Annotated in this window: 19 protein-coding genes and 3 tRNA genes; 2 read left to right on the top strand and 20 right to left on the bottom strand. The window is 40.6% G+C overall.

Going from position 1 to position 20,513, the window contains the following annotated elements; all coding sequences use genetic code 11:
• Nucleotides 1–9: 9 nt before the first annotated feature.
• Nucleotides 10–1,209, top strand: a complete 1,200-nt coding sequence (locus KS2013_RS04050; RefSeq protein ID WP_068990093.1) for an MFS transporter — start codon at nucleotides 10–12, stop codon at nucleotides 1,207–1,209.
• 170 nt (nucleotides 1,210–1,379) lie between these two features.
• Here the strand turns inward: KS2013_RS04050 and KS2013_RS04045 are convergent, their stop codons facing one another.
• The 12 genes from KS2013_RS04045 to uvrY form a co-directional block, all read right to left on the bottom strand.
• On the bottom strand, nucleotides 1,380–1,979 hold the full coding sequence (locus KS2013_RS04045; protein ID WP_068990090.1) for an imm11 family protein: 600 nt from the start codon (nucleotides 1,977–1,979) through the stop codon (nucleotides 1,380–1,382).
• A gap of 53 nt (nucleotides 1,980–2,032) precedes the next feature.
• Nucleotides 2,033–2,323: a hypothetical protein gene (locus KS2013_RS04040; RefSeq protein ID WP_068990087.1), complete on the bottom strand. Its 291-nt coding sequence runs from the start codon at nucleotides 2,321–2,323 to the stop codon at nucleotides 2,033–2,035.
• A 1-nt stretch (nucleotide 2,324) separates the two neighbouring features.
• A complete protein-coding gene (locus KS2013_RS11835; RefSeq protein WP_071890114.1) occupies nucleotides 2,325–2,960 on the bottom strand; it encodes an RHS repeat-associated core domain-containing protein in 636 nt (211 codons plus the stop codon).
• A 386-nt stretch (nucleotides 2,961–3,346) separates the two neighbouring features.
• Nucleotides 3,347–3,739, bottom strand: a complete 393-nt coding sequence (locus tag KS2013_RS04030) for a hypothetical protein (protein ID WP_156768960.1) — start codon at nucleotides 3,737–3,739, stop codon at nucleotides 3,347–3,349.
• Nucleotides 3,736–4,698: an RHS repeat-associated core domain-containing protein gene (locus tag KS2013_RS04025; RefSeq protein ID WP_228703725.1), complete on the bottom strand. Its 963-nt coding sequence runs from the start codon at nucleotides 4,696–4,698 to the stop codon at nucleotides 3,736–3,738. Before KS2013_RS04025 ends, KS2013_RS04030 begins: the two co-directional genes overlap by 4 nt.
• 14 nt (nucleotides 4,699–4,712) lie before the next feature.
• On the bottom strand, nucleotides 4,713–4,994 hold the full coding sequence (locus KS2013_RS04020; protein ID WP_068990077.1) for a hypothetical protein: 282 nt from the start codon (nucleotides 4,992–4,994) through the stop codon (nucleotides 4,713–4,715).
• Nucleotides 4,995–5,362: 368 nt separating this feature from the next.
• Nucleotides 5,363–5,449 (bottom strand) — tRNA-Leu (locus KS2013_RS04015).
• 24 nt (nucleotides 5,450–5,473) lie between these two features.
• Nucleotides 5,474–5,547, bottom strand: a tRNA-Cys gene (locus tag KS2013_RS04010).
• A gap of 60 nt (nucleotides 5,548–5,607) precedes the next feature.
• Nucleotides 5,608–5,683: transfer RNA gene (locus tag KS2013_RS04005), tRNA-Gly, on the bottom strand.
• Between the two features lie 150 nt (nucleotides 5,684–5,833).
• The gene (gene pgsA, locus KS2013_RS04000; protein WP_068990074.1) at nucleotides 5,834–6,400 is read right to left on the bottom strand and encodes a CDP-diacylglycerol--glycerol-3-phosphate 3-phosphatidyltransferase; all 567 of its coding nucleotides are present in this window, start codon (nucleotides 6,398–6,400) and stop codon (nucleotides 5,834–5,836) included.
• Between the two features lie 74 nt (nucleotides 6,401–6,474).
• Complete coding sequence (uvrC, locus tag KS2013_RS03995; protein WP_068990071.1) at nucleotides 6,475–8,313, bottom strand: excinuclease ABC subunit UvrC; 1,839 nt, start codon at nucleotides 8,311–8,313, stop codon at nucleotides 6,475–6,477.
• A gap of 10 nt (nucleotides 8,314–8,323) precedes the next feature.
• Nucleotides 8,324–8,962: a UvrY/SirA/GacA family response regulator transcription factor gene (uvrY, locus tag KS2013_RS03990; protein WP_068990067.1), complete on the bottom strand. Its 639-nt coding sequence runs from the start codon at nucleotides 8,960–8,962 to the stop codon at nucleotides 8,324–8,326.
• A 93-nt stretch (nucleotides 8,963–9,055) separates the two neighbouring features.
• Between uvrY and KS2013_RS03985 the strand changes: the two genes are divergently transcribed.
• Complete coding sequence (locus KS2013_RS03985; protein ID WP_068990064.1) at nucleotides 9,056–9,601, top strand: hypothetical protein; 546 nt, start codon at nucleotides 9,056–9,058, stop codon at nucleotides 9,599–9,601.
• 130 nt (nucleotides 9,602–9,731) lie between these two features.
• On the opposite strand, the gene KS2013_RS03980 is transcribed toward KS2013_RS03985, so the two are convergent.
• The 8 genes from KS2013_RS03980 to KS2013_RS03945 form a co-directional block, all read right to left on the bottom strand.
• Nucleotides 9,732–10,985: a M24 family metallopeptidase gene (locus tag KS2013_RS03980; RefSeq protein ID WP_407656668.1), complete on the bottom strand. Its 1,254-nt coding sequence runs from the start codon at nucleotides 10,983–10,985 to the stop codon at nucleotides 9,732–9,734.
• A gap of 566 nt (nucleotides 10,986–11,551) precedes the next feature.
• The gene (locus KS2013_RS03975) at nucleotides 11,552–12,445 is read right to left on the bottom strand and encodes a hypothetical protein (RefSeq protein ID WP_068990061.1); all 894 of its coding nucleotides are present in this window, start codon (nucleotides 12,443–12,445) and stop codon (nucleotides 11,552–11,554) included.
• Between the two features lie 16 nt (nucleotides 12,446–12,461).
• On the bottom strand, nucleotides 12,462–14,342 hold the full coding sequence (locus tag KS2013_RS03970) for a DNA sulfur modification protein DndB (protein ID WP_068990058.1): 1,881 nt from the start codon (nucleotides 14,340–14,342) through the stop codon (nucleotides 12,462–12,464).
• Nucleotides 14,343–14,349: 7 nt separating this feature from the next.
• Nucleotides 14,350–14,946 carry a GIY-YIG nuclease family protein gene (locus KS2013_RS03965; protein ID WP_068990055.1) on the bottom strand — a complete coding sequence of 199 codons (597 nt, stop codon included), beginning with the start codon at nucleotides 14,944–14,946 and terminating at the stop codon, nucleotides 14,350–14,352.
• Between the two features lies 1 nt (nucleotide 14,947).
• Nucleotides 14,948–15,832: a phosphoadenosine phosphosulfate reductase domain-containing protein gene (locus KS2013_RS03960; RefSeq protein WP_068990051.1), complete on the bottom strand. Its 885-nt coding sequence runs from the start codon at nucleotides 15,830–15,832 to the stop codon at nucleotides 14,948–14,950.
• A gap of 1 nt (nucleotide 15,833) precedes the next feature.
• The gene (locus KS2013_RS03955; RefSeq protein WP_068990048.1) at nucleotides 15,834–19,331 is read right to left on the bottom strand and encodes a hypothetical protein; all 3,498 of its coding nucleotides are present in this window, start codon (nucleotides 19,329–19,331) and stop codon (nucleotides 15,834–15,836) included.
• On the bottom strand, nucleotides 19,328–20,248 hold the full coding sequence (locus KS2013_RS03950; protein WP_068990045.1) for a DUF4007 family protein: 921 nt from the start codon (nucleotides 20,246–20,248) through the stop codon (nucleotides 19,328–19,330). Before KS2013_RS03950 ends, KS2013_RS03955 begins: the two co-directional genes overlap by 4 nt.
• The gene (locus tag KS2013_RS03945; RefSeq protein WP_068990040.1) at nucleotides 20,245–20,433 is read right to left on the bottom strand and encodes a hypothetical protein; all 189 of its coding nucleotides are present in this window, start codon (nucleotides 20,431–20,433) and stop codon (nucleotides 20,245–20,247) included. The genes KS2013_RS03950 and KS2013_RS03945 overlap by 4 nt, the downstream gene beginning before the upstream one ends.
• Between the last annotated feature and the right edge of the window lie 80 nt (nucleotides 20,434–20,513).

Below are 20,513 nucleotides of genomic sequence, written 5' to 3'. Positions count from 1 at the left end.
GTGTAGTTAATGACAACAAATACCGATCCACGAAAACCAAAAGTAACGCCCCAAATACTACTCTTTATTTGCGTCATGCTAGTCGCAACCAATTTACGAGCGCCTTTTACAGCAATGGCGCCACTTCTGGATATGATCCAGAACGCACTCAATGTTGGTACATCAGAGGCCGGTATTGTTATGGCCATCCCCTTGTTTGCTTTTATGCTGTTTTCCCCATTCGTACCCATGATCACTCGTAAAACTGGCCTCGAAAACGGCTTGCTGTATACGGTCATTTTAATTGGTTTGGGAATCCTGTTGAGGTCTTTCGGAGGCTTATCGTTTCTTTACTTAGGAACGGCCATAATAGGCTTAGGGATTGCAGCAGGTAATGTCATATTGCCCAGCTACATAAAACTTAAATTCCCACACAAAATCCCCCTCGTAACTTCCAGTTACGTGCTAACTATGGGGCTAACAGCAGCAATTAGCTCTGCTATAGTGATTCCTCTAGCTCAGGTTCATGACCTCAACTGGCGCTTTGCAGCGGGAGCTTTTGTAATACTGCCCATCATCACCGTTATTTTATGGGCTCCTCAGGCTCGAAAAAGTACCAAAGAAAAAATGGGAGATATTACAAAGCAATACCTCTCGCCTATCTGGCGCTATGCTCTGGCCTGGCAGGTAACTTTCTTCTTCGCCTGCAACTCAATATTATTTTACGCCATGATCAGCTGGCTGCCGTCTATTTTTAATGAAATAGGACTCAGCCCAGAAAAAAGTGCGACATTACACGGAGCCCTGCAGCTAGCATCAGCCGTTCCCGGCCTCATCTTAGTACCACTCATTAACCGCACCAAAGACCAACGAGGGATTGCCACGTTAGTCGCCATATTTAACTTGTTGGGATTACTGGGGTTACTATTACTTCCAGCCTGGGCGACGTTTTGGACCATCATCATTGGCTTAGGAACTGGCGGTGGTTTTATACTGGCTCTATCCTTCATGGGGCTACGCACCTCAAACAGTGACCGAGCTGCCTCACTATCCAGTATGTCACAAACCATTGGTTACTTAGCCGCCGGAGCCGCTACGCTTGTCCTGGCTAAAGTCGCCGAAGCTAACGACAGCTGGCAACCCATCCTCATTATCTGCATGGCTCTCTGTGTTACTCAGGGGCTCATAGGACTGTTCGCAGGAAGGTCTATTCAAATTAGTTATGACTAAGCAGTGTTAGACTATCCCCCAATTAAGCTCTTCTACTTTTAGCTAGCTTAGGGGGCGTTATAACGCACTACTTTGTTAATTAATTTTAGGGACTTGGTTCGTCACGACGCAGGGGCTACCCCACGGGGTACCCTACGTTTATTTTTACTTGTACCTTCATTAAGTTATCTTTAGGTGATGATGGGGTCCTCGTCCCAAAACTCTTTCTCGAAACCAAACCCTTTTAAGCCAGCATCAATAACCCGCTGCTTAAATCGATCAGAAACATAGCATGTTGTTTTACTGTCAGGTAAAACAAAAAGATCTACACCCTCTAGCTTTGACTCATCGAAGACCCATGTGTGAATAGAAGAAAAATACTCGGGACGTATTTCGTAACCAGTGCGTTTTCCAGTACTTTTATCCCTGTCAAGGCAGTCGATTTCTGTTGTAACAACAACCATATAAAAATTTTCATTAGGCGCATCCTTTAGTTTTACAGGATATAACTTTGCATGCTTTTCAAAAATATCGGATAAAGCATTAGCAGCCTTTTCGCTAACCAAATGAACGACTCCTGATGAAGGCGAATCACCTATAATCCCAGGTTTCCTTTTCTTTTTTCCATCACCTAAGTACTGCTCCAGTAAAGGAGGCTTCCAGTCCTCCATAGAAGCCGGTAATGGTACGCCCATTAAAGGATCGTACCATTGCATTCTCTCATCGTCAGACTCACTGACAGCAAGATAACCCGCATAGGACAAACTTGGATTAAACCATTTATAAATCATGCTTTCACCACTACTTTAAAGCTCTTTTATCTAATAATGATAGAGTGTAAACTTTAGGTGAACTTTTTCACAAAACCACCTATTTCAAGTACAAGCTTCTCTGATAGAGAATCTACTGCTGTTACTGTCAGGCCTGACCAAGTATCCCATTCAATCAGTACAGTTTCTTGTTGTTTACAGTATTTATTGCTAACAGAGTCTAAGTCATCAAACAGCTTTTCTGACTTTGTTAGACTAAACTTCCTTACTATCCTCCATCTAATATATTTGGAAGTAAATCGTGAGCAACCATCTAAAGCGACGACTTGCCTGTTACTAGCATCTTTATACTCTTTATATTTCATATCACTTCCTAAAGAAAATTTTTATTAACTCTTGGAAAGATGAATTCGGCCTTGTAGAACTTTCAATTATTTCTTCCCAGCTTTTTCCACGATCTCTTAAATATTTTATCGTCGGTCCCCACTTATCACCATACTTATCCATATTCCTTCTAAATGCATTTTCCCTAGTCTTAGGATCCGTTAATCTCTTAAACAATCTCCCTATAGCTCTTCTTTTTCTATGTAATACTTTTGCTATTTCTTTTGATGATTTGCCTTGTCTCCTTAGCTGACCTTCAATTTTTTTCAAATCCTTAACGCGCTTCATATATTTAACACGAATCACTGCGGCTTTCCCAGCACGACCAAATTTCAAAAGGGTTCTAACAGTACCACTAAATACCCTTGTTACCGCTGTTGCTGCAAACCTTATTCCATTACTTATACCTGCACCAATAGAGCTTAAAAACTTTCCAGTAGGATCGATATTATTTACCGGATCAGCATGCGTATAAAGATACTTATGAAGTGATTGTGGCTCAAACCGAGAGCCTTGGTATATGTCCAGTGATAAGAAGCGTCCGTTGTTTTGGTTATAGTACCTTGCTCTCAGGTAATAGAAACCTAGGTTTGGATCGTATTGCTCACCTGTAAACAAGTAATTGTTTGGAGTTATGCCGTCTTTATGCTCAATGCCACCGAAGATACGAAAACTGTACTCCTATTATGGCCTCTTTGGACAATATGATGGGGACAATTTGGTACTAATAATCGGGCTTTCCTTGGCATAACTCCTCCTTTACAGGAGTTACTATAATCAACTGCCTTACTATTTAAATAAGACTTTCGCCCTGCCCAACATCAGAAAAAGCTGAATTATCTGATTAAAATAGATCTGTCCCCTTTTTCCTTTTTTCCTCCGGTCCCCTTTTTCCTCCTTTTTTCTTTTTAGTGCTCTTTTATTTAAAGGAGTAAAAGTACCGTTCAATAATCCATTTCTTACGCATATTAAACCTGACCTCAACCAATTATTCTTCACAGTAATTAGTTATAAAGCCAACTGTGAGTTATTAATATCATCAACATTACAAAGAACACTACCACTCCTGTAGCAACTCCATAATCGTAGGCTTTAAGTTTACTATGCCGACTTCTTTGTCTTGTATGTTTATTTAATACTGAATTTACCCCTCCCACTATAATCATCAACAAAAGAAGGGCTACAGCAGAAAGTCCATGAAACCAACTATAATAATAGACTAACTCGGAAACTTCTGTTAAAACTCCGCTATCTCCTAAATAAAACTTTCCGCCTGAGTGCTCTCCATTAAATGCCATTCCTCCAATAAATACAGAAATAAACAAAAAAGTTATCCCGTTAAAAAAAGTTAGAAGGAATATAAAATCACTAATAGCGTTTATAATTCTTTTCATCATAATGCCTCAACTCTACGGATAATGCTCTCTAGTGCTTGTGGTGAATTTGAGCCTCTCAAACTTTTCATCAACCGTTCAATTGTATTAACCAATGGAGCCCTGCTACCAGTAATTTTCCTCCCTTCAGCCAAGCCAAAGAAGTCTGAAGAAAAAGAACTACCTTTACCTATTCTAGCAAATGCAGGCCCCTCTCCAGAAAATCCAGAAAAGCCAAACTGTAAACTCCAGCTACGATGGTTTTTTGCGAATTTAGCAGTTTGCGTCATAACCCCCCAGAATCCTCCTCTGGTTGCTGTCGAAACCCTACCAGCTCTAGTTAATAAGTGTGCAGTTCCTATTGGCCAAGTGGCAGTAGAGCCCGCTCCATTAAATTGCTTTGGACTATTCATGTTCCATACAAGTCCAGCAGTAGCCGAAATATTGAACTTACCTTGTGGTCTAAACGCCGTTAAAGGTGCAATAGTAAACTCTCCTGCCGCAAATGCCCAAAGGTCACCAGTTTTGAAGTCATATACTAAGTCTCCTCCAAACGAACCACCAACACCTTTTGCAAGCCCCCCTCTAAAACTTACACTTACAGCATCAGGGAGGCCATCACTATCATTTGCTGCTCTTCCAAAAGAATAACTTGTTATTGCAGTATTCGCTAGTACTGCAACAATACCTGTACCTACAGCAAAGCCACCAAGTGAAAAATTGCCTGTAGGGTCAATATTGTTTATTGGATCCGCATGAGTGTAAAGATACTTGTGAAGGCTTTTAGGATCAGAGTTTCGCCCCTGATATGTATCCAGCGAGAAGAAGCGTCCGTTGTTTTGGTTGTAGTACCTTGCTCTGAGGTAATAGAAACCTAAGTTAGGATCGTATTGCTCACCAGTAAACAAGTAGTTGTTTTTCGTTGAACCGTCTTTATGTTCGACTTCACCAAAGGCATTGTAGATATAGCTATCGGTTTTCAAACCAGAACTATCGGTTAAGCTTCGTGTTGAACCCAATCCATCGTACATAAAGTAGTGTTCGCCACTGTTTTGAGTCTGACTAATGAGGTCGTCGCCATAAACATAGCTTGTATTAAGCTACCCTGCCCATTGCCCAGCGGTAGCTGTTCGAACACACTATTATCCGTGCTGCTTCCGACCAGACTGTTAGGAATTGTTATTGGATAAAGCTCGCAGAAATCTTTAGATTTTGCATTTGCTTGAAAAGCAAAAACGAATAGGACAGTAACGCCTAAAAGGCGAACTAATGCGCTCATTGTATTATCCCCTAGCTATATGGAAAAACGCAGGGAATATACCTTCTTAGACGAGTTATTCTTCCCTGATTTATTAGAATTAATCCGTAATTTATAAGTATTCTATAAACAAGTGTGACCCAGTACAATATTCGGCATTGTTAAAAATTAATTTCAGGTGCCAAAAAACAACCTAACCCACTGTTATAAATGATATTTTTTAAAATATGTCAGTTTGTATCAAACACAATAATGTTATTAACGCTTAATCCCCCGTCAGGTAGATAAATAAGGAACTAGACTAATGGATTAGAATTTTTTATGAGCCAAAAAAAAAGCCCTGCATCAGCAAGGCTTTAGGAATTCTTAATAATAAACGATAGTAAGAATGGTGCCCAGGGCCGGAATCGAACCGGCACGGTGTCGCCACCGAGGGATTTTAAGTCCCTTGCGTCTACCAATTTCGCCACCTGGGCAGATGACTTAATCAGAGAAAAAAATGGAGGCTGAGGCCGGAGTCGAACCGACGTCCACGGATTTGCAATCCGCTGTATAGCCACTCTACCACTCAGCCAAAACAACCTTTCTCTGAAAAAAAACCTCGGACTTAAAAGCACCGAGGTTTTCTAGAATTTGGAGCGGGAAACGAGATTCGAACTCGCGACCCCAACCTTGGCAAGGTTGTGCTCTACCAGCTGAGCTATTCCCGCGTCGTTTTGATGGCGTGCATTTTACTGTGAAATGATTTTCTGTCAATAAGAAAAACCAAATTTTTTGCACTTTTCTTACGATTGATTAAGGCTTAAACAAATTGCTGTTTTTTCAGCCAAAATCACGGTGCGTTCCGTAAGAGAGGGTTATTATCCTTCATTCTTTTGCGATGTCAAGTACGGCCAGGCGGCTTTTAAATAGACCACCATAGACCACAATGTCAGTAGCGCAGCGACCCACATAAAAACGTATCCGAACGTCTTAGACAGGCCAAAAATAGCCGGTGACGCAATCAATAATAGGAAGATTGCCAATAGCTGACACAGGGTTTTGATTTTACCTATCGTAGAGACACCCACGACTGCCCTGCTACCCAGCTCGGCCATCCATTCTCTTAATGCCGACACTGTAATTTCTCGCCCAATAATAATCATGCCGGGGATTGCTAGCCAGGCGTTCCCTTCTCGACCAATCAACAGAATCAATGTAATCGCGACCATGAGTTTATCCGCCACCGGATCCAGAAACGCCCCAAATGGTGACTCGATCTGCATTTTTCTGGCAAGGAAGCCATCCAGCCAGTCTGTTGCCGCAGCGGTACAGAATATCGCTAACGTTATCCAACGGGCAGCTACGCCATCGATGAAGAAAAATAACACGAATAGCGGTAGTAAAATTATCCTAAAAATGGTCAGAATATTGGGTAGATTCCACATACAGGTCTCTGTTAAGGCTGATTAGACGCTTTATTATGGAACTCATTGTACCCTATGAGTTCCGAAAAATACTGCTAACTATGTAAATAATCATAGATTTTTTGGGCGATTGCCAAACTGATTCCGGGAGCTTTGGCAATATCCTTGGGGCTGGCCTTTTCGATTTCCTGCCAGCCACCAAAATGGCGTAGCAGGGCCTGACGTCGCTTGGCGCCAACGCCCGGAATCTCTTCCAGCAGCGACTTGGTGCCGGATTTCTTACGCTGATGACGATGTTTGGTAATGGCAAAGCGGTGCGACTCATCGCGAATGTGCTGAATAAAGTGCAACGCCTTTGAGTCTTCGTCCAGTAACAATGGACGGTGCTGGCCCGGAAACCAGATCTGCTCCATGCCCACTTTTCTGTCTGAGCCCTTGGACACGCCAATCAGAGGAACACGGCTAATCTCCAGCGCTTCGAACACATCCTCAGCCTTGGCCAGCTGTCCCTTACCGCCATCCACGATAACCAGGTCAGGTAATGGCTTTTCTTCGGCTTTCAGGCGCTTATAGCGTCGTGTCAGCACCTGCTCCATGGCGGCATAATCATCGCCCGGCTCTATTCCTGAAATATTAAATATACGGTAGTCGGACTTTTTTGGGCCGTTATCATCAAATACCACGCAGGAGCCTACCGTCTGGTTGCCCTGGGTATGACTGATATCAAAACACTCCACGTGCTTCGGCAACGACTCCAGTTGCAGTGCTTTCTGCAACTCCATCAGCCGCTCAGTAAAGTTTGACTTGCTGTTCAGCTTGGAACGCAGAGAATGTTGCGCGTTTTTGTTAGCAAAGTCCTGCCATTCCTTGGTCTGACCGCGACTGGCGACTTTAAGCTCGACCTTTGAGCCACGATGCTGTGATAGGGCATCACTAATGGCATCCGAGTCTTCCGGTAATTTCCCCAAGAATATCTGCTTCGGCATTTCTGCACCTGACAAGTAATAGAACGTCAGGAAAGACGATATGATTTCATCCAGATCACTGTGCTTTGGTACTTTCGGGAAATAGGTTTTATTACCCACTATCATGCCGTTGCGTACAAATACCAGCAAAATACAGCAGGTTCCGGACGCATAAGCCACTCCAACCAGGTCCAGATCAGAAGCAGTGCCGCTGATAACCTGTTGCTGCATCACATGACGCATCTGCTTGATCTGATCGCGGTAGCGCGCAGCCAGTTCAAACTCAAGATTCTCACTGGCCTTGTCCATCTTCTTCTGTAGGCTGCTGATGACCTGCTCGCTCTTACCACGATAGAACAGACGCACGTTCTCAACATCCTTGGCGTAATCCTCTTTTGAAATATAGTTCACGCAGGGCGCGGTACAGCGTTTTATCTGATACTGCAGGCACGGCCGAGAGCGGTTAGCGAAATAGCTGTCTTCGCACTGACGGATCTGAAACACTTTTTGAATGAGAGACAGACTCTGACGAACCGCTGAAGTACTGGGAAACGGCCCAAAATAATCGCCCTTCTCTTTTTTAGCGCCTCGATGATATGCCAGTCGCGGATAGTCTCCAGCGGACAGAAAGACATAAGGGTAAGACTTATCGTCACGGAAAATAACATTAAATCGCGGCTTGTACTTTTTAATCAGGTTATTTTCAAGTAACAGCGCTTCGGTTTCGGTTTCAGTCACCGTAGTATGAATATCTTCGATGTAACTGACCAGCAACTCAGTCTTAGGCGACTGATACTGTTTGGTAAAATAGCTTTTAACGCGATTATTTAAATTTTTGGCTTTACCCACATACAAGGTTTCGCCCTCTTTACCCAGCATCTGATAGACGCCCGGTTTTTTACTGAGGTGCGCGAGAATTTGTTTTATGTGAGGTTTAATGGAACCGTTGTCAGAATCGTTAGCCGACATGCTCATGCATTTATTGAGACTCGATCACTTTATAGCGTAACGCCAGGTGAGTGAGTCCAACATCGTTTTCAACACCCAGCTTTTCGAATAGACGATAACGGTAGCTGTTCACCGTCTTTGGACTCAGGTGTAGCGAGTCAGAAATGTTCTGAACTTTCTCGCCGCGAGTGATCATCAGCATAATCTGCATTTCGCGCTCGGAAAGTTTTGAAAAAGGATTGTCGTCGTGTTTGGAAAACTGACTGATGGCCATCTGCTGTGCTACTTCGGCCGCCAGATATAATTTGCCGCGATTGACTGAATGAATGGCCTTGACCATTTCATCGATATCCGTGCCTTTAGTGAGGTAACCCAGAGCACCTGCGCTGATAAACTGGCTTGGGTATGGCTCGTCGCCATGTACCGTTAAGGCAATAACTTTAAGGTCGGGATCAAAACGTAACATGCGGCGCGTTGCTTCGAGGCCACCGATGCCCGGCATGTTGGCGTCCATAAGGACGACGTGTGGTTGGTGTTCTTTTTGATGGGCTAGTGCTTCTTCGCCAGATTTCGCTTCCCCGATCACCTCGATGCCGTCGGCATCAGATAGAAGTCGGCTTAGTCCTGTCCGTACCAAGTCGTGATCATCAACAAGCAAAACCTTTATCACACTACCCCCCTTCTGGAACTTCAATTAGCGGTTCAATTATTATGAAATTAGGTTAAGATAGCAAGCAAGATTAGAAGAAGTTTGGAAGATTGTATGATTATTAAACGCATTATGATACTTAGCGCACTATTCAGCATTAGCTTTAGCATAAACGCAGCATCAACCGCCGAAGACTGTGCTGCTATTACTGACGATACCAAACGTTTACAGTGCTACGATGCATTTTTGAAATCGCAAAAAGCAAAACAGGAAGAATCCAAGTCAGAAGTGACTCAGCCGGAACAAACCGCACCGATTAAACCAGCGCCTAAACCAATCGCGCCACCGAAACCGACAGCCCCTGCGGAACCTGAACCAACGGCGGAAGAAAAATTTGGTGCAGAAAAATTAGAAAAATCTTCTGAAGAAAGTAAGGAGCTTGATCGTATTGAGTCTCGCGCAAAAGGTAATTACAAGATGTGGGAAAGAGGCTTAGAAGTTAAATTAGAAAACGGTCAAGTTTGGGAAATCACAGAATCTCGAAGTTCTTATCACAAAGTGAAGAATCCAAAAGTCACTATCGAGAAAGGTATGTTCGGAAGCTACTTTTTACGAATAGAAGGTCTTAATAAAGGCTTCAGGGTAGAACGAATCAAATAAAAAAATAACCGTTTATTTAACGATATTAAAGGGAAGCAAATGCTTCCCTTTTTTATTTTTACTGAGTAATTTTTATAGCCGATAAGAGACAAAACCAGTCCAGTGATCCTGAAACGATGGTTCATTAAAACTACTCTGAAGGAATTAATATCAGCTCCTGCTGCGGCGGGATCAGGTACTCCGCACCGTCTTCGGTAATAACCGCCATTTCCTCGACAGAAATGGTCTTAGATGTTCCGTCAGGACGCTTCCAGGCATGAAAGCCATCGAAGGCAAACACCATCCCCGGCTTGAGGACCTTTTTCGCCGCAGGTCGAACCGTCGCGCCTCGTGAGCCACCCAGGTTTGGTCCTGTATCGTGCGCCACGTATCCCACCGGATGTCCCGTACTCCACATTACATGTTCCGAACCATTCTGCTTCATTAACACGCTTTGAGCCGCATCGACATCAATACCGCGAACTCCGGGTTTCATCGCCTTATAGGCTGCCACACCGCCGTCACGACCGCTCTCCCAATAAAACTGAATATCGTCGGGCGCTTCTGTTTCGCCCGGCTTGAGAACGTACGCAAAGCGCTGAATATCCGTCACCCAGCGATCATAGACTTTAATGCCGAAATCCGTCTGAATCACATCACCCGGCATAATAACCTTATTGGTGGCATGAGAGTGACCCCGATCCGGCCCTGAGTTCACGTTAGGGTTCTGATCCGGTGCCCAGGCATCCGATACGCCATACTCCGCCATCTTCGCTTTCAAAAAGCGTGCCACGTCAGCATCCGTCGTTTTACCGGGAACAATCTGCTGATATGCCTCAATCTGCCACTTAGCGGTTAACCGCGCCGCCTTGCGCATAATCTCTACTTCCTGAGGCAGCTTAATGGAAAGCCACTCATAGACGACCTCTTCCGACGACACCAAACGCTGTGCGAATTCTTCGCCCAACGCCGCTTCCAGCGACAGACGCTGGCTATAGCTTAAACCGTCAGCCTGGGCGTTATTCGAAGACGAATTCACCGCAATGCGCTCGAAGTCCTGATCTTTTATAAAGTCCGCAGCAAAATCCACAGCCGACTCCCCGCGTGGTACCGCAACCACCTTATCGTGAATCTTCAGCTCAGCCAGCGCCGTCGATTCGCTGGACGGAGAAAATACCAATGAATGAAACTCTGACGAACCACCCTCGGACTCAGACAAATAAAACAAATATGCCGCTGGCGCGCCAGCATTCTCGCAACCAATATGATCCGCCAAAGGATCATTATTGTTCTCACGACAAAGCGTAACCCACACATCCACGTTAGCCGCCTCAAGAGCGTTAGGCAGCAACTTCTTAATCCGTTCTTTACGAATCTCCGGCCAAGGACTCGGCCCCGAAAACATCTCTTTATCATCACCAGCGACAGCACTCTGACCAAGCACCAGCAAACCAGTAATGAAAGATAAGAATAAAGTCGTTAATTTATGAATCATGGCACTCACTTTTATGCTTGGGTACAAAATTCTATAACCTTATATTAGACTTTAATTTCTAAGGCGTAATAAAAGCCAATATCAAAGCCTAGACAAAACTTAATATGCTCGAGATTAGATCAATTCAAAATTAAGTACGTAAGCTAAATCTACAACTAGAAAAAGGTAAAATAGTTATTCAAACATTTTACCTATCAACAATTGATCATATCCTTGAAATCTAAAGAAAGCCAAAAAGTATTTTTGAGGCTTCCACTAAAAGTATGAATACTCAGTAAGGTCATTACTTGATGTAGGATAGGCTGTAAATACAGGCTAACTAACCTAGTGACTTTCAAACAAGCAAGCAATAATGACTAATTATAATCATAAAAGAAAAATCTTAATATCTTATAGAAATGCTTTAGCCAATAACTAATGATTATTATCTTGCGCAGCTTTTTAGCTTTATGAAATAGTGACAATACTCTACTTTATTATTTTTTAAATTGATAGGGTAATGACTTATCTGTTAATAAAAATGATTCAGATATATATTTTTCAAACTTTTTCTCTATGGTCTCTGAGCTTTCTAAATCAGAGGTATCATTAAGTATGTCTATAATAGCAGGAATGAATGACATTAAATTTTTATTTGGCGTTTTCAAAGAAATAAAAATTTCGGTTGAGTTGCCTAGCTTAGATAAAGAGACGAAGCTAAGAAATCTAGAGCCAGCGCTTAGTAATTTTATTAAGTTTTGATTAGAGTAACTTCTTTCATCTAAGTCAATAGTAAGTGTAAAGTGAGTCCCCTTAATAGAAGCCAACATATCAAACTCAATATCTTTCAAATTAACCGTTTGAAGGTTCAGTTCCTTCACAAAAGTCTTAAAGTCATCCTTGTACTTCGGGTTAATACAAAACTCCTCGAGAGTAAACTTAGTCTCATATTTTGATAGTCGACCATATTCCTCAGACCAGTCTTCCAGATATTCTAAGAAATAATGCACGTTTCTAAGGTCTTTCTTAGTAATATTTCTAAAGTGTGCTAACTTGTTCCTAACTGCGATAACCCTTTTAAAGTCAGCAGTAATACACTCTTTCGCACCCCACTTAGAAAAGCAATCATCCCACAGAGGTCCCAGTATTAAATCTCTTAGTTCGCTAAAACTACAGTACGACAATAAGCCATGGGTCTGATAGTCGATATAGCCCAGGGACTTTTCACTACCCTTCTTTTGTTCTATCTGCTCTAGAAGAGATGGGGATAATGCACTTTTCCATTGCATTCCCCAACGGCCTTTAAGTTCCCATATAACTATAAATCGTAGGTACACTTCTAGGTCAAATAATTTTTTATAATATTTAGACTCTACTTCTCTGCAAAACATTAATAATCCTTTCTATTTATGTGGATAATAGTTTTCTCAGAGCGTTGTATCTAGAGTTAATCTCTTTTTTAGTTTTATCTTCTATTTGCTCAGTTGTAAAGTTGTCATTTCTTGCAGCAACAAGTATTTCAAAACCTTTCTTTACTTTTTTATTTTCAAATAAACAGTTTACAATAATATCTGATGCTAATGTTTCATTGTTACGCAATTGTGCTAAAGTTGGGATACCTTCTTCTGCATCGCTTAGATAGTACATTGCAACCCATGCATTGAGCCAACTTTCTATTCTTGAAGAGCCAACTTTTGTATATTCAATTCGTTTTTCAGCATTTAGAGATATTCCAGACCAGAAAAGACCACTCACGCCAGATATAGATGAGTCGGTCATATGTAAGTCAGACTCTACTAATTTATTTATTGCTGATATCCATAACTCCGTATATTCATGAAAATCTTTATCCAAGGAGTCATTTTCAATACCAAAAGATAGTGATTGATCTTTCATGTTTATAAATGAATTAAATAGTGCTTTCTGAAATACTACTTTAAAAAACCAGTTATTTAGTTTGATATCATCATCTATATGTTGGATATGACGTTCAAATCCTTCCTTAATGTTCCAATTTGGATTTACTTGTTTAATTGAGTCTTTTATATCATTTGCACGCCTTATAGCTCTCTCGCCTTCGTTAATATGTCTTTCAATATATAAATTAACTAACTCTGGGGAGTGCAATTGATGTTCTTCGACATAAGAGGTTAGTTCTTTATAAGGACTTAATTCCGTGAACAATTTATGAATCCAAGGAGACCAAAGCTTCTCAAAACTATCTCTTAATTGAATAAGCTGCTCGGGCTTAAAGGTAAGGGGGATTTCTTGATTGTAGCAGTAACGCACCTGCTCCATAATATCTTCAGTAAGCTCTGCATCGGCCTTAAAAATATTCTTGACCCAGTTTTTTATTTTAGGGTCATACTCCATTTGCGGTTCTTTCAGGTTATTTATTTTTAAAATATTACTAACTATATCGCTCAATATTAATAATGTTGTAATGAATGGTCCAGTTTCAAATTTATTCTTTTCTGATACCCAGTCAACCAAACCTAAATGAACTTTATTATCTTCTTTAGAAGTAGTTAACTTAGAACCTATCAAAGACCTTGTACAAATACTTACTATATCACTGTCATTCAATAAAATATTTCTCGCTCTTGAAACAGGCTTGGCATTTTGATTTAGGTCAATAAATATTTTCCTTAATGAAGAAAATACTGATTCAGTATCTTTTACAGGACTAGTGTAGTTAAGATTTTTATGCGGAATGATTAATATCACAGGGACAAATGTTTTAGCAAGTTTGTCGGGGTGTATTTTTTTAACAAGCTGTTTAATCGCTGCAAGTCTATGTTGCCCATCTACCGCAATTGGTGCTATTTCTTTTTTGTCCCATAAAATCTTCCCTGCCAACCCATTAGAGCCCTCAAAAGCTTGAACTGAGCATCCTCCAACCTGAACTGGTTCCTCAAACTCGTTGCCAAGGGATGCTATATGCTCACTTTCGTCATATTTATCCGCTAGACCATGCCCCTTTTTAGGTAATAAAGCTACTGTAAGTGAATTAAAAAATTGCTGTATACTTTCATTTTGTAAATACTTTACGAGTCCTTCATCTACTCTTTCCCAGGCAATATCTCGTTGAAACAGCTCTTGCAAAGTCCACTCGATTCTCTCTGAATTTGGAATTTCATCTATAAGGGTAAACTGTTCGGCTATAAATGACATGGGTAATACAACCGAAAAATACGGTATAGTATACTTGTGTAAGGAATATTCGCCTTTTAAATAAGTAATCGGGTTGGTTAAGTCTCTTTGTATAGTTGGATTAAAAGGTTTCATGGTTTTGTTATCCTGGTCTTTTTACGAATGCTGCAGGTGATAATTTTGTTATAATTTCTTCAATCAATAATGTTTTTTCATCTAGCTGACTAATTGTTTTAGGGTCATTAGTATCTTTAATATACTTAAATTTAATAAAACAACTATCTAACTCAATTCCAGCTTTTTCCAGCCTGGATGTTAGGCTGCTTAACCCTTCGCAGTGGTCACCTATTCTCTTTCTTAAATTTACAGCTTTTCCTACATAGAGTGGGGACTGGAACTCGCTTGCCATATTAATTAGATTTACTATATCTCTTCTTTCTCGGCTACTTCCACATATATCTTTTAGTAAAGCTTTCTTTTTTGGTGACAAGGCAGCAGGTACTTCTTGAATTTGTAACTCATACAAGTACCCAAGCTTTCCATTAAATTGAGCAGAAAGTTTTGCATTTAGTAACTTGTTAATTTCATCATATAATTTATCTCCACTAGCTTCATGATAAAGCTCATCAAAACCTCTATACCATGCATATACAGCTGCTTCTTGCTTTAATGAAATGCTCCTTGCACCTGAGTCCTTAATTTGAGAGAACTTTAATATTTGAAAGTTTTTAGTATTCATTCTACAAACTACAAATTAAACATGACTGGTCTTCCGGGTCTTCATCCTCTTCATTATAACGAAGAGCATCTTGCCAGCGTTTGTATTGCTTAGATTTGAAAGTTTTGCCTTCTTTCTCGGCTTTTTCCGCTTTGGCAACTAACTCATCGAGAGAGCCTTGGGTACTCCAGGTATATTCTCCATCTCCTACAGCGATTAACCCTTCTCCATATTGCCACTTCTTTCTGGATCGACCTTCGAATGCTTTTGCTTTTTCGTATAATTCTGGATGATTCCTTTTTAAACCTAACCACTCATCTTGCCTTTGGAAGAAACAAAAATAACAACCAGAGCGGCTTCTCCATTTGTAATACTCGGGTATTCCAACGCTATCTTCTAGAATTTGAAAAACATCATCCCTGACGAGGCCATCGTCTATAAAAGGATAGACTGCATCAACATTCTCTATGGTGTAATAGTTTGGTTTTTTCCCAACGCCTGTATTAAGTCCTTCGCGAAATTCATCTGCTCGAATACCGATATAGGAAATTGCTGCTGTGCCTTTGACGAAATCCACAAAAGGCTTGATTTTCATAACTCTTGTACACCAACGCTGACGTACAGAAGGTAGGTAATCATTATGAACCTTTAGCCAGTGTTCAAAATCCTCCCCAGAGGCTAACCTGTTAATTTCTTTACCAAGGTAGGCTTCCATTTTATCCAAAAACTCATATACCTCTGGTAGCTCAGCTCCTGTATCTGAGAAAAAATATTCCATTTTTGAGTGTATTTCAGGGTAGTGGTTTTTTATATAGACTGCTAGCGCAGCACTATCCTTGCCGCCGGATAAACCCAAAACATGTCTAACATTTTCTTTTTTGGCGATATCAGCAAAGTGTTCAGACACCTTACGCCTCCTTTTTTTGTGAAGTCTTCGCTTCACTCTTTTCTAGTTGACTAGACTCTTTATACTCACTTAAAAAGTCATTTACAAGTTCTGATATTGCAGCCAACTGCATTTCTTTCCCTTCTAGCGCCCTCAACTCCTCAAATAATTTGCCCTTAGTTTGATTAATAACTCGCGAACAGTCTTTATTAATTGTTGCGACAGCGTCAAGCTCTCCCTGCCCTCTCTTTATACTTCTTAATAAAATCACTTCAAAGTCATCATTGCCTGACTTGTTGTTAATATTATGCTGTAACCAAAGCTTGTGTAAGTCGTTAATTTGCTGAGCATATTGAGCCAGACGATATTCAGCTTGGCTTTGATCCGAGTCCGACCACTTCTCTATAGGTTTGTGGCCTAAGAATACGAATAAACTTTCTAGCCATAGTTCATCCGAGTCAGAACGTTTCGCTAACCGCTTTAGGAATGCCTTAACGCCACTAACATCCACTGTGAAACCTTCTAGCCCAGCAACTTTTCCTGAGATATCTGCTCTCAAGTCTTTTAAAGTAGAGTACTTTGGAAATCCTAGAGCGTTGGCTAGTAGCTTCACTTCTCTTTCCTTAAGCTTTTCACTCGCATACTTTAGCTCTCTAAACACCTCCATGATTTCATTAGAAAATCCATCAAAACTTCCCTCTTCTCTATCAACCTCATACCCAAGCGCTTTAGGGAGCTCTTCGAATAATAGTTTCACAGGAGATTTTGATAGGTTAAACGCTGTTCTAACAGCTATTGCCTCTTTGGAAAGTTGTTTTGTTTTCTTTGTATATTCTGGAAGCTCCGCCATAAACTTAGCTAGAGGCTTCACAATATCTAATACAGTCCTCGTCTCCCCGGACTGTTTTCTTCCGTCTTCAGAGTTAAACAACCCAAGATTGAGTTCTGAGAAAATACTTTTCTTTACGCCTTCAATTTTGAAGTATTGTACTTCAAATTCATCCGGCCTTTTCACAAAGCGTTCTATCTGCTCATAGCTTAAAATTGGTATAAACCGTCGATTTTCATAAATAGCAATTTCATCCTTATAGACAAGGCAAGCAGAAACATAAAGGATAGGCAAAAGGCCAGCCTTAACGCCAAAGGGTGGAGCCACTAGAATTTTATCTAGTTCACCCAATGACTTTGATTGCTTTTCTGTATTTTCAATAAACTCTTTAATTACAGTCCAAACTTTATGAAACTGTGTCTGTTTATGCTTCCTTCCATCTAAAGAAGGCTCGGATAGTGCCCACTCACCATTTGAGTCTTTGGAATGCAGGCCGGTAGCCTTAATTAAAGAATTATATATAGACTTCTCAGGAGGGTTCTTTTCTATCCCAAGATCTCTTTTGTGACTATTAACAAGCATTGCTTGCAATAATTTACCCCTAGCTCCTACAGCCTGACTTGAAGGTTTATCTCTATTAATAAGTTCATTGTGAATTACAGGTGATGCATGATAAACATCCCCTAAAACTTTGGATAGTTGCTCCTGGAACTGCCTTTTATTGTTAACTTCAAGCTGCTTTGAACTCCAGTACCAGCTTGATAACTCAGGAGAGTCGCTAAGTTCCCGTAGCATCATTTGCTCTGTATACTCCGCAGCGTCAAGACGATCTTGATATTCTCTCATAGCAACAGGATCAGAGTTTAACTCTTGTCGAGTAACACGCACTTTATCTAATGCTTCAACCTCTGCAACAGCTTCTCTCAGAGATACCGCATTCTTACATAAAGCAATTACATCCAGATCACCGAAATGTTGACAAACCTTCTCTTCGAATAATTGTTCATCATCTTTTCCTAATGAAAGATAAAACAATGCCCTCGGCTTGGTATCATTACTAGGTAAGGTTTTATAGGACTGTGCATCTATAAATACGGGAGAGTAGTACCTTAAAGTACCACTTTCGATTGTATACCGCCTGGCGACAATAGGAAGCAAGTTTGCTCTTGAATTTAATATCTCAGAGAGTGAAAACTGGCCTAAGTTTGAAAGCTCCTCTTGAAGAGCTAGTTCAATATCAAAATCACTTCCTTGCCAAACTCTATACTCCGAACTAAATCGTCTAAACTGGACTACTGAGCGCTCCTCCAGCGTTTTTAATGAAGTAGATACTGACTTACTGTATAGAGATTTTAAAAGGTTTTTAGAAGCCTTAAGTCCACCGTGGGCGCCTATAATATTCAAAAGTCCTATCGTTTTTAGGAGTGACATTTCTTCGAATGTTACGTCCCCCACTCTCTCTATAGCTGTGATAACTTCTACCCAACGTCTATGAGTTAAGTGATCTCCGATCGAGGCAGGCTGGTTCAGAATAAAGTAGTCAAATATATGATGTGGCATAACCAGCTCTTCAACTGAGCTAAAGTCTTCCAAAATTCTTTTTAAGCCACTAGGTTCATCGCTTCCTAAAAAGCTAAATAGTGTTCTTTCATTTTGTGCTATTTTCTGACATAACACGGGTAGTAGTAGACCTGTCACAGGGTGCAATGGATAGCACGATGTGAATAAATCAATGGCACTATCTTTATCTAGTACACCCGGTAGTGCAGACTCCTTTTCTAGTGTACCAACAACTTTTGCAACCCTGCTTTTTACAAGGTCCTTTTCTTTAGGAGTAAAGTCATGAGAAAAAGCTTTACTAGCTACGCGCAGTGTTTGCTCTGGTCCCTCTAGGAAAGGAATATCTTCAAAGCGCCCCTGAATTTTTGCCCACTCTTTTTTAAGAGCCTCACCTAGACCTTTTGCATATTGCTCAAAAGACTGATGAAGCATAGCAAATACGTAGAGATTTACTTGGTTTTCACTACAAGCGTGTTCAGCAAGTATCTGAAGAAGGAAAATGTCATTCACACCATAGTGCCTTGCTTCATACTCCAAAAACTTACCCAACTCATCAATAACTAATAAAATCCCTTTAGATTTTCCTTCAAGAGCATCCTGTAGTTCAGTGATGTAATTCAATATTTGATTTGGAGCTATTTCGTCTTGCTTTGAAGCTTTCTTTAACTTGCCAATAACTTTCGGCTTTGTTCCAGGAAGCGCACTCCAGTAGTCAACTGCTGAAGAATATAGGGTTTGAACCAACCTTCTTGAAAGAGGCTCTGGAGCACCACTCAGTAAAACTTTAAAGTAACCTTTTGAACCTTTGTTTTCTTTTTTGAAACGAGAAGACAAACTACCTTCACCTGCCAAAACCTTATAAGCTTCTTGAGTGGCACTAGCTCCAGGATTGCCGACTAGGTGATTTAAGAAAATAGAAAATGATGACTTACCTGAGCCATATGGACCTATAAGCGACCAGGCCCTTGGAGCTTGCTTTTCTCCAAATGAATTAGCAACTCTTTCCAAAGTTCTAACAGCTCTTGAAGTAGGTATATAAGAACGTACTACTGCTTCTGAGGAAGCATCTCTCTCAATATTAACTGATCGAGTGTAGTGAGTATTTAGTTTAACCTTATTATTAATACTCACGCGGCTACTCCTTTGATTGAATCTTTATAGTGTTTAGACAGGTAATTCACAGGCTTAATTTTATCATCCAAAATATATAGCTGGTGTATTCCTGCAGTCTCACGGATTGTTAGCTTGCCGGGTAAGTAGTTAACTAACTGCTCAAGCTTAGTCACTAATGCGTTTTCAGTTAATCTAAATATAGCCCCTGGTGCAGCAAAGTCATCTTTAGCATACATTAGGTCCTCTATTGGTAATGATGAAACACCTTTATCTTTCATAAGCTTAGTTACAGCAAAACCTAGCACACCCAAAGGTAGATGCTCACGTTCTTCAGGTTTAGATAAGTAATGTTTTGAACTAGAACCTGTGCCAATAAGCCTAAGTAAACTTAGAGGAGAGTCTAAAGCTTCCTCCACTGGAGTTTTCGCGTTAGCTTTCGATGGGGTATACATTCTCAAAACTAACTGAGCATCATTTTTTAAAGTAGTCGCGCTTACTTTCGTCTCAACCTGATCTTTTACAAAATCTTTTAATGCAGTCTGAACCTCTAGTCCAGTAAATCCGGCTTTATGGAACTTGTTAAAGAACCAAAAAATTGCAGTTGAGTTTTCTGCATTTGATGCTAGTAGCCAATGTATAAGCCATATCGTTGCTTCGTCTTCTAGATAGGGGTCATATCCTTTTTCTTTATCAAAAATTAGCTTTCCTAAAGTAGTGGGCTCCTGTTTGTTATCATTAATTAGCTGAGACGCTGTTAGCCAATACTTTATGGCATTAACCATATTTTTTCCTACTCCAAGAACAGTTGTAGCGTCCTCACTTTTAAAAAAGTTTGGCTCGAATACTAAAGCATTATAGCCCTTCGTTAACCAGCCGTATCTAAGGGCAAAAGACTCATGTCGCCCAAATGCAACTCTATTTTTATTAAACTTCATTGCTTTTCCCTTTCTTTTGGTAGGTCTAACTCAAATGATAACTGTTCCTTGTTGAGGAGTTCGTTGGCCTGCTCTAAAAACCACTCTTTCATATTCAAGCCATCAACTTTAAGTGCTTGATATAATTGCTTTTTTAGTAGTGGGTCAATTTCAAGAACTATTCGACCGCTATTTCCGATACTCATGCTAATTTTCCAGTCTATGTTACATAACATAAACAATGTAACATAGAATCAAGGGTCGTGCATGAAATGAATTTCTATAT

The sequence above is a fragment of the Kangiella sediminilitoris genome, assembly GCF_001708405.1.
GTDB lineage: Bacteria > Pseudomonadota > Gammaproteobacteria > Enterobacterales > Kangiellaceae > Kangiella > Kangiella sediminilitoris.
This window is presented reverse-complemented; position numbering and strand designations above follow the sequence as displayed.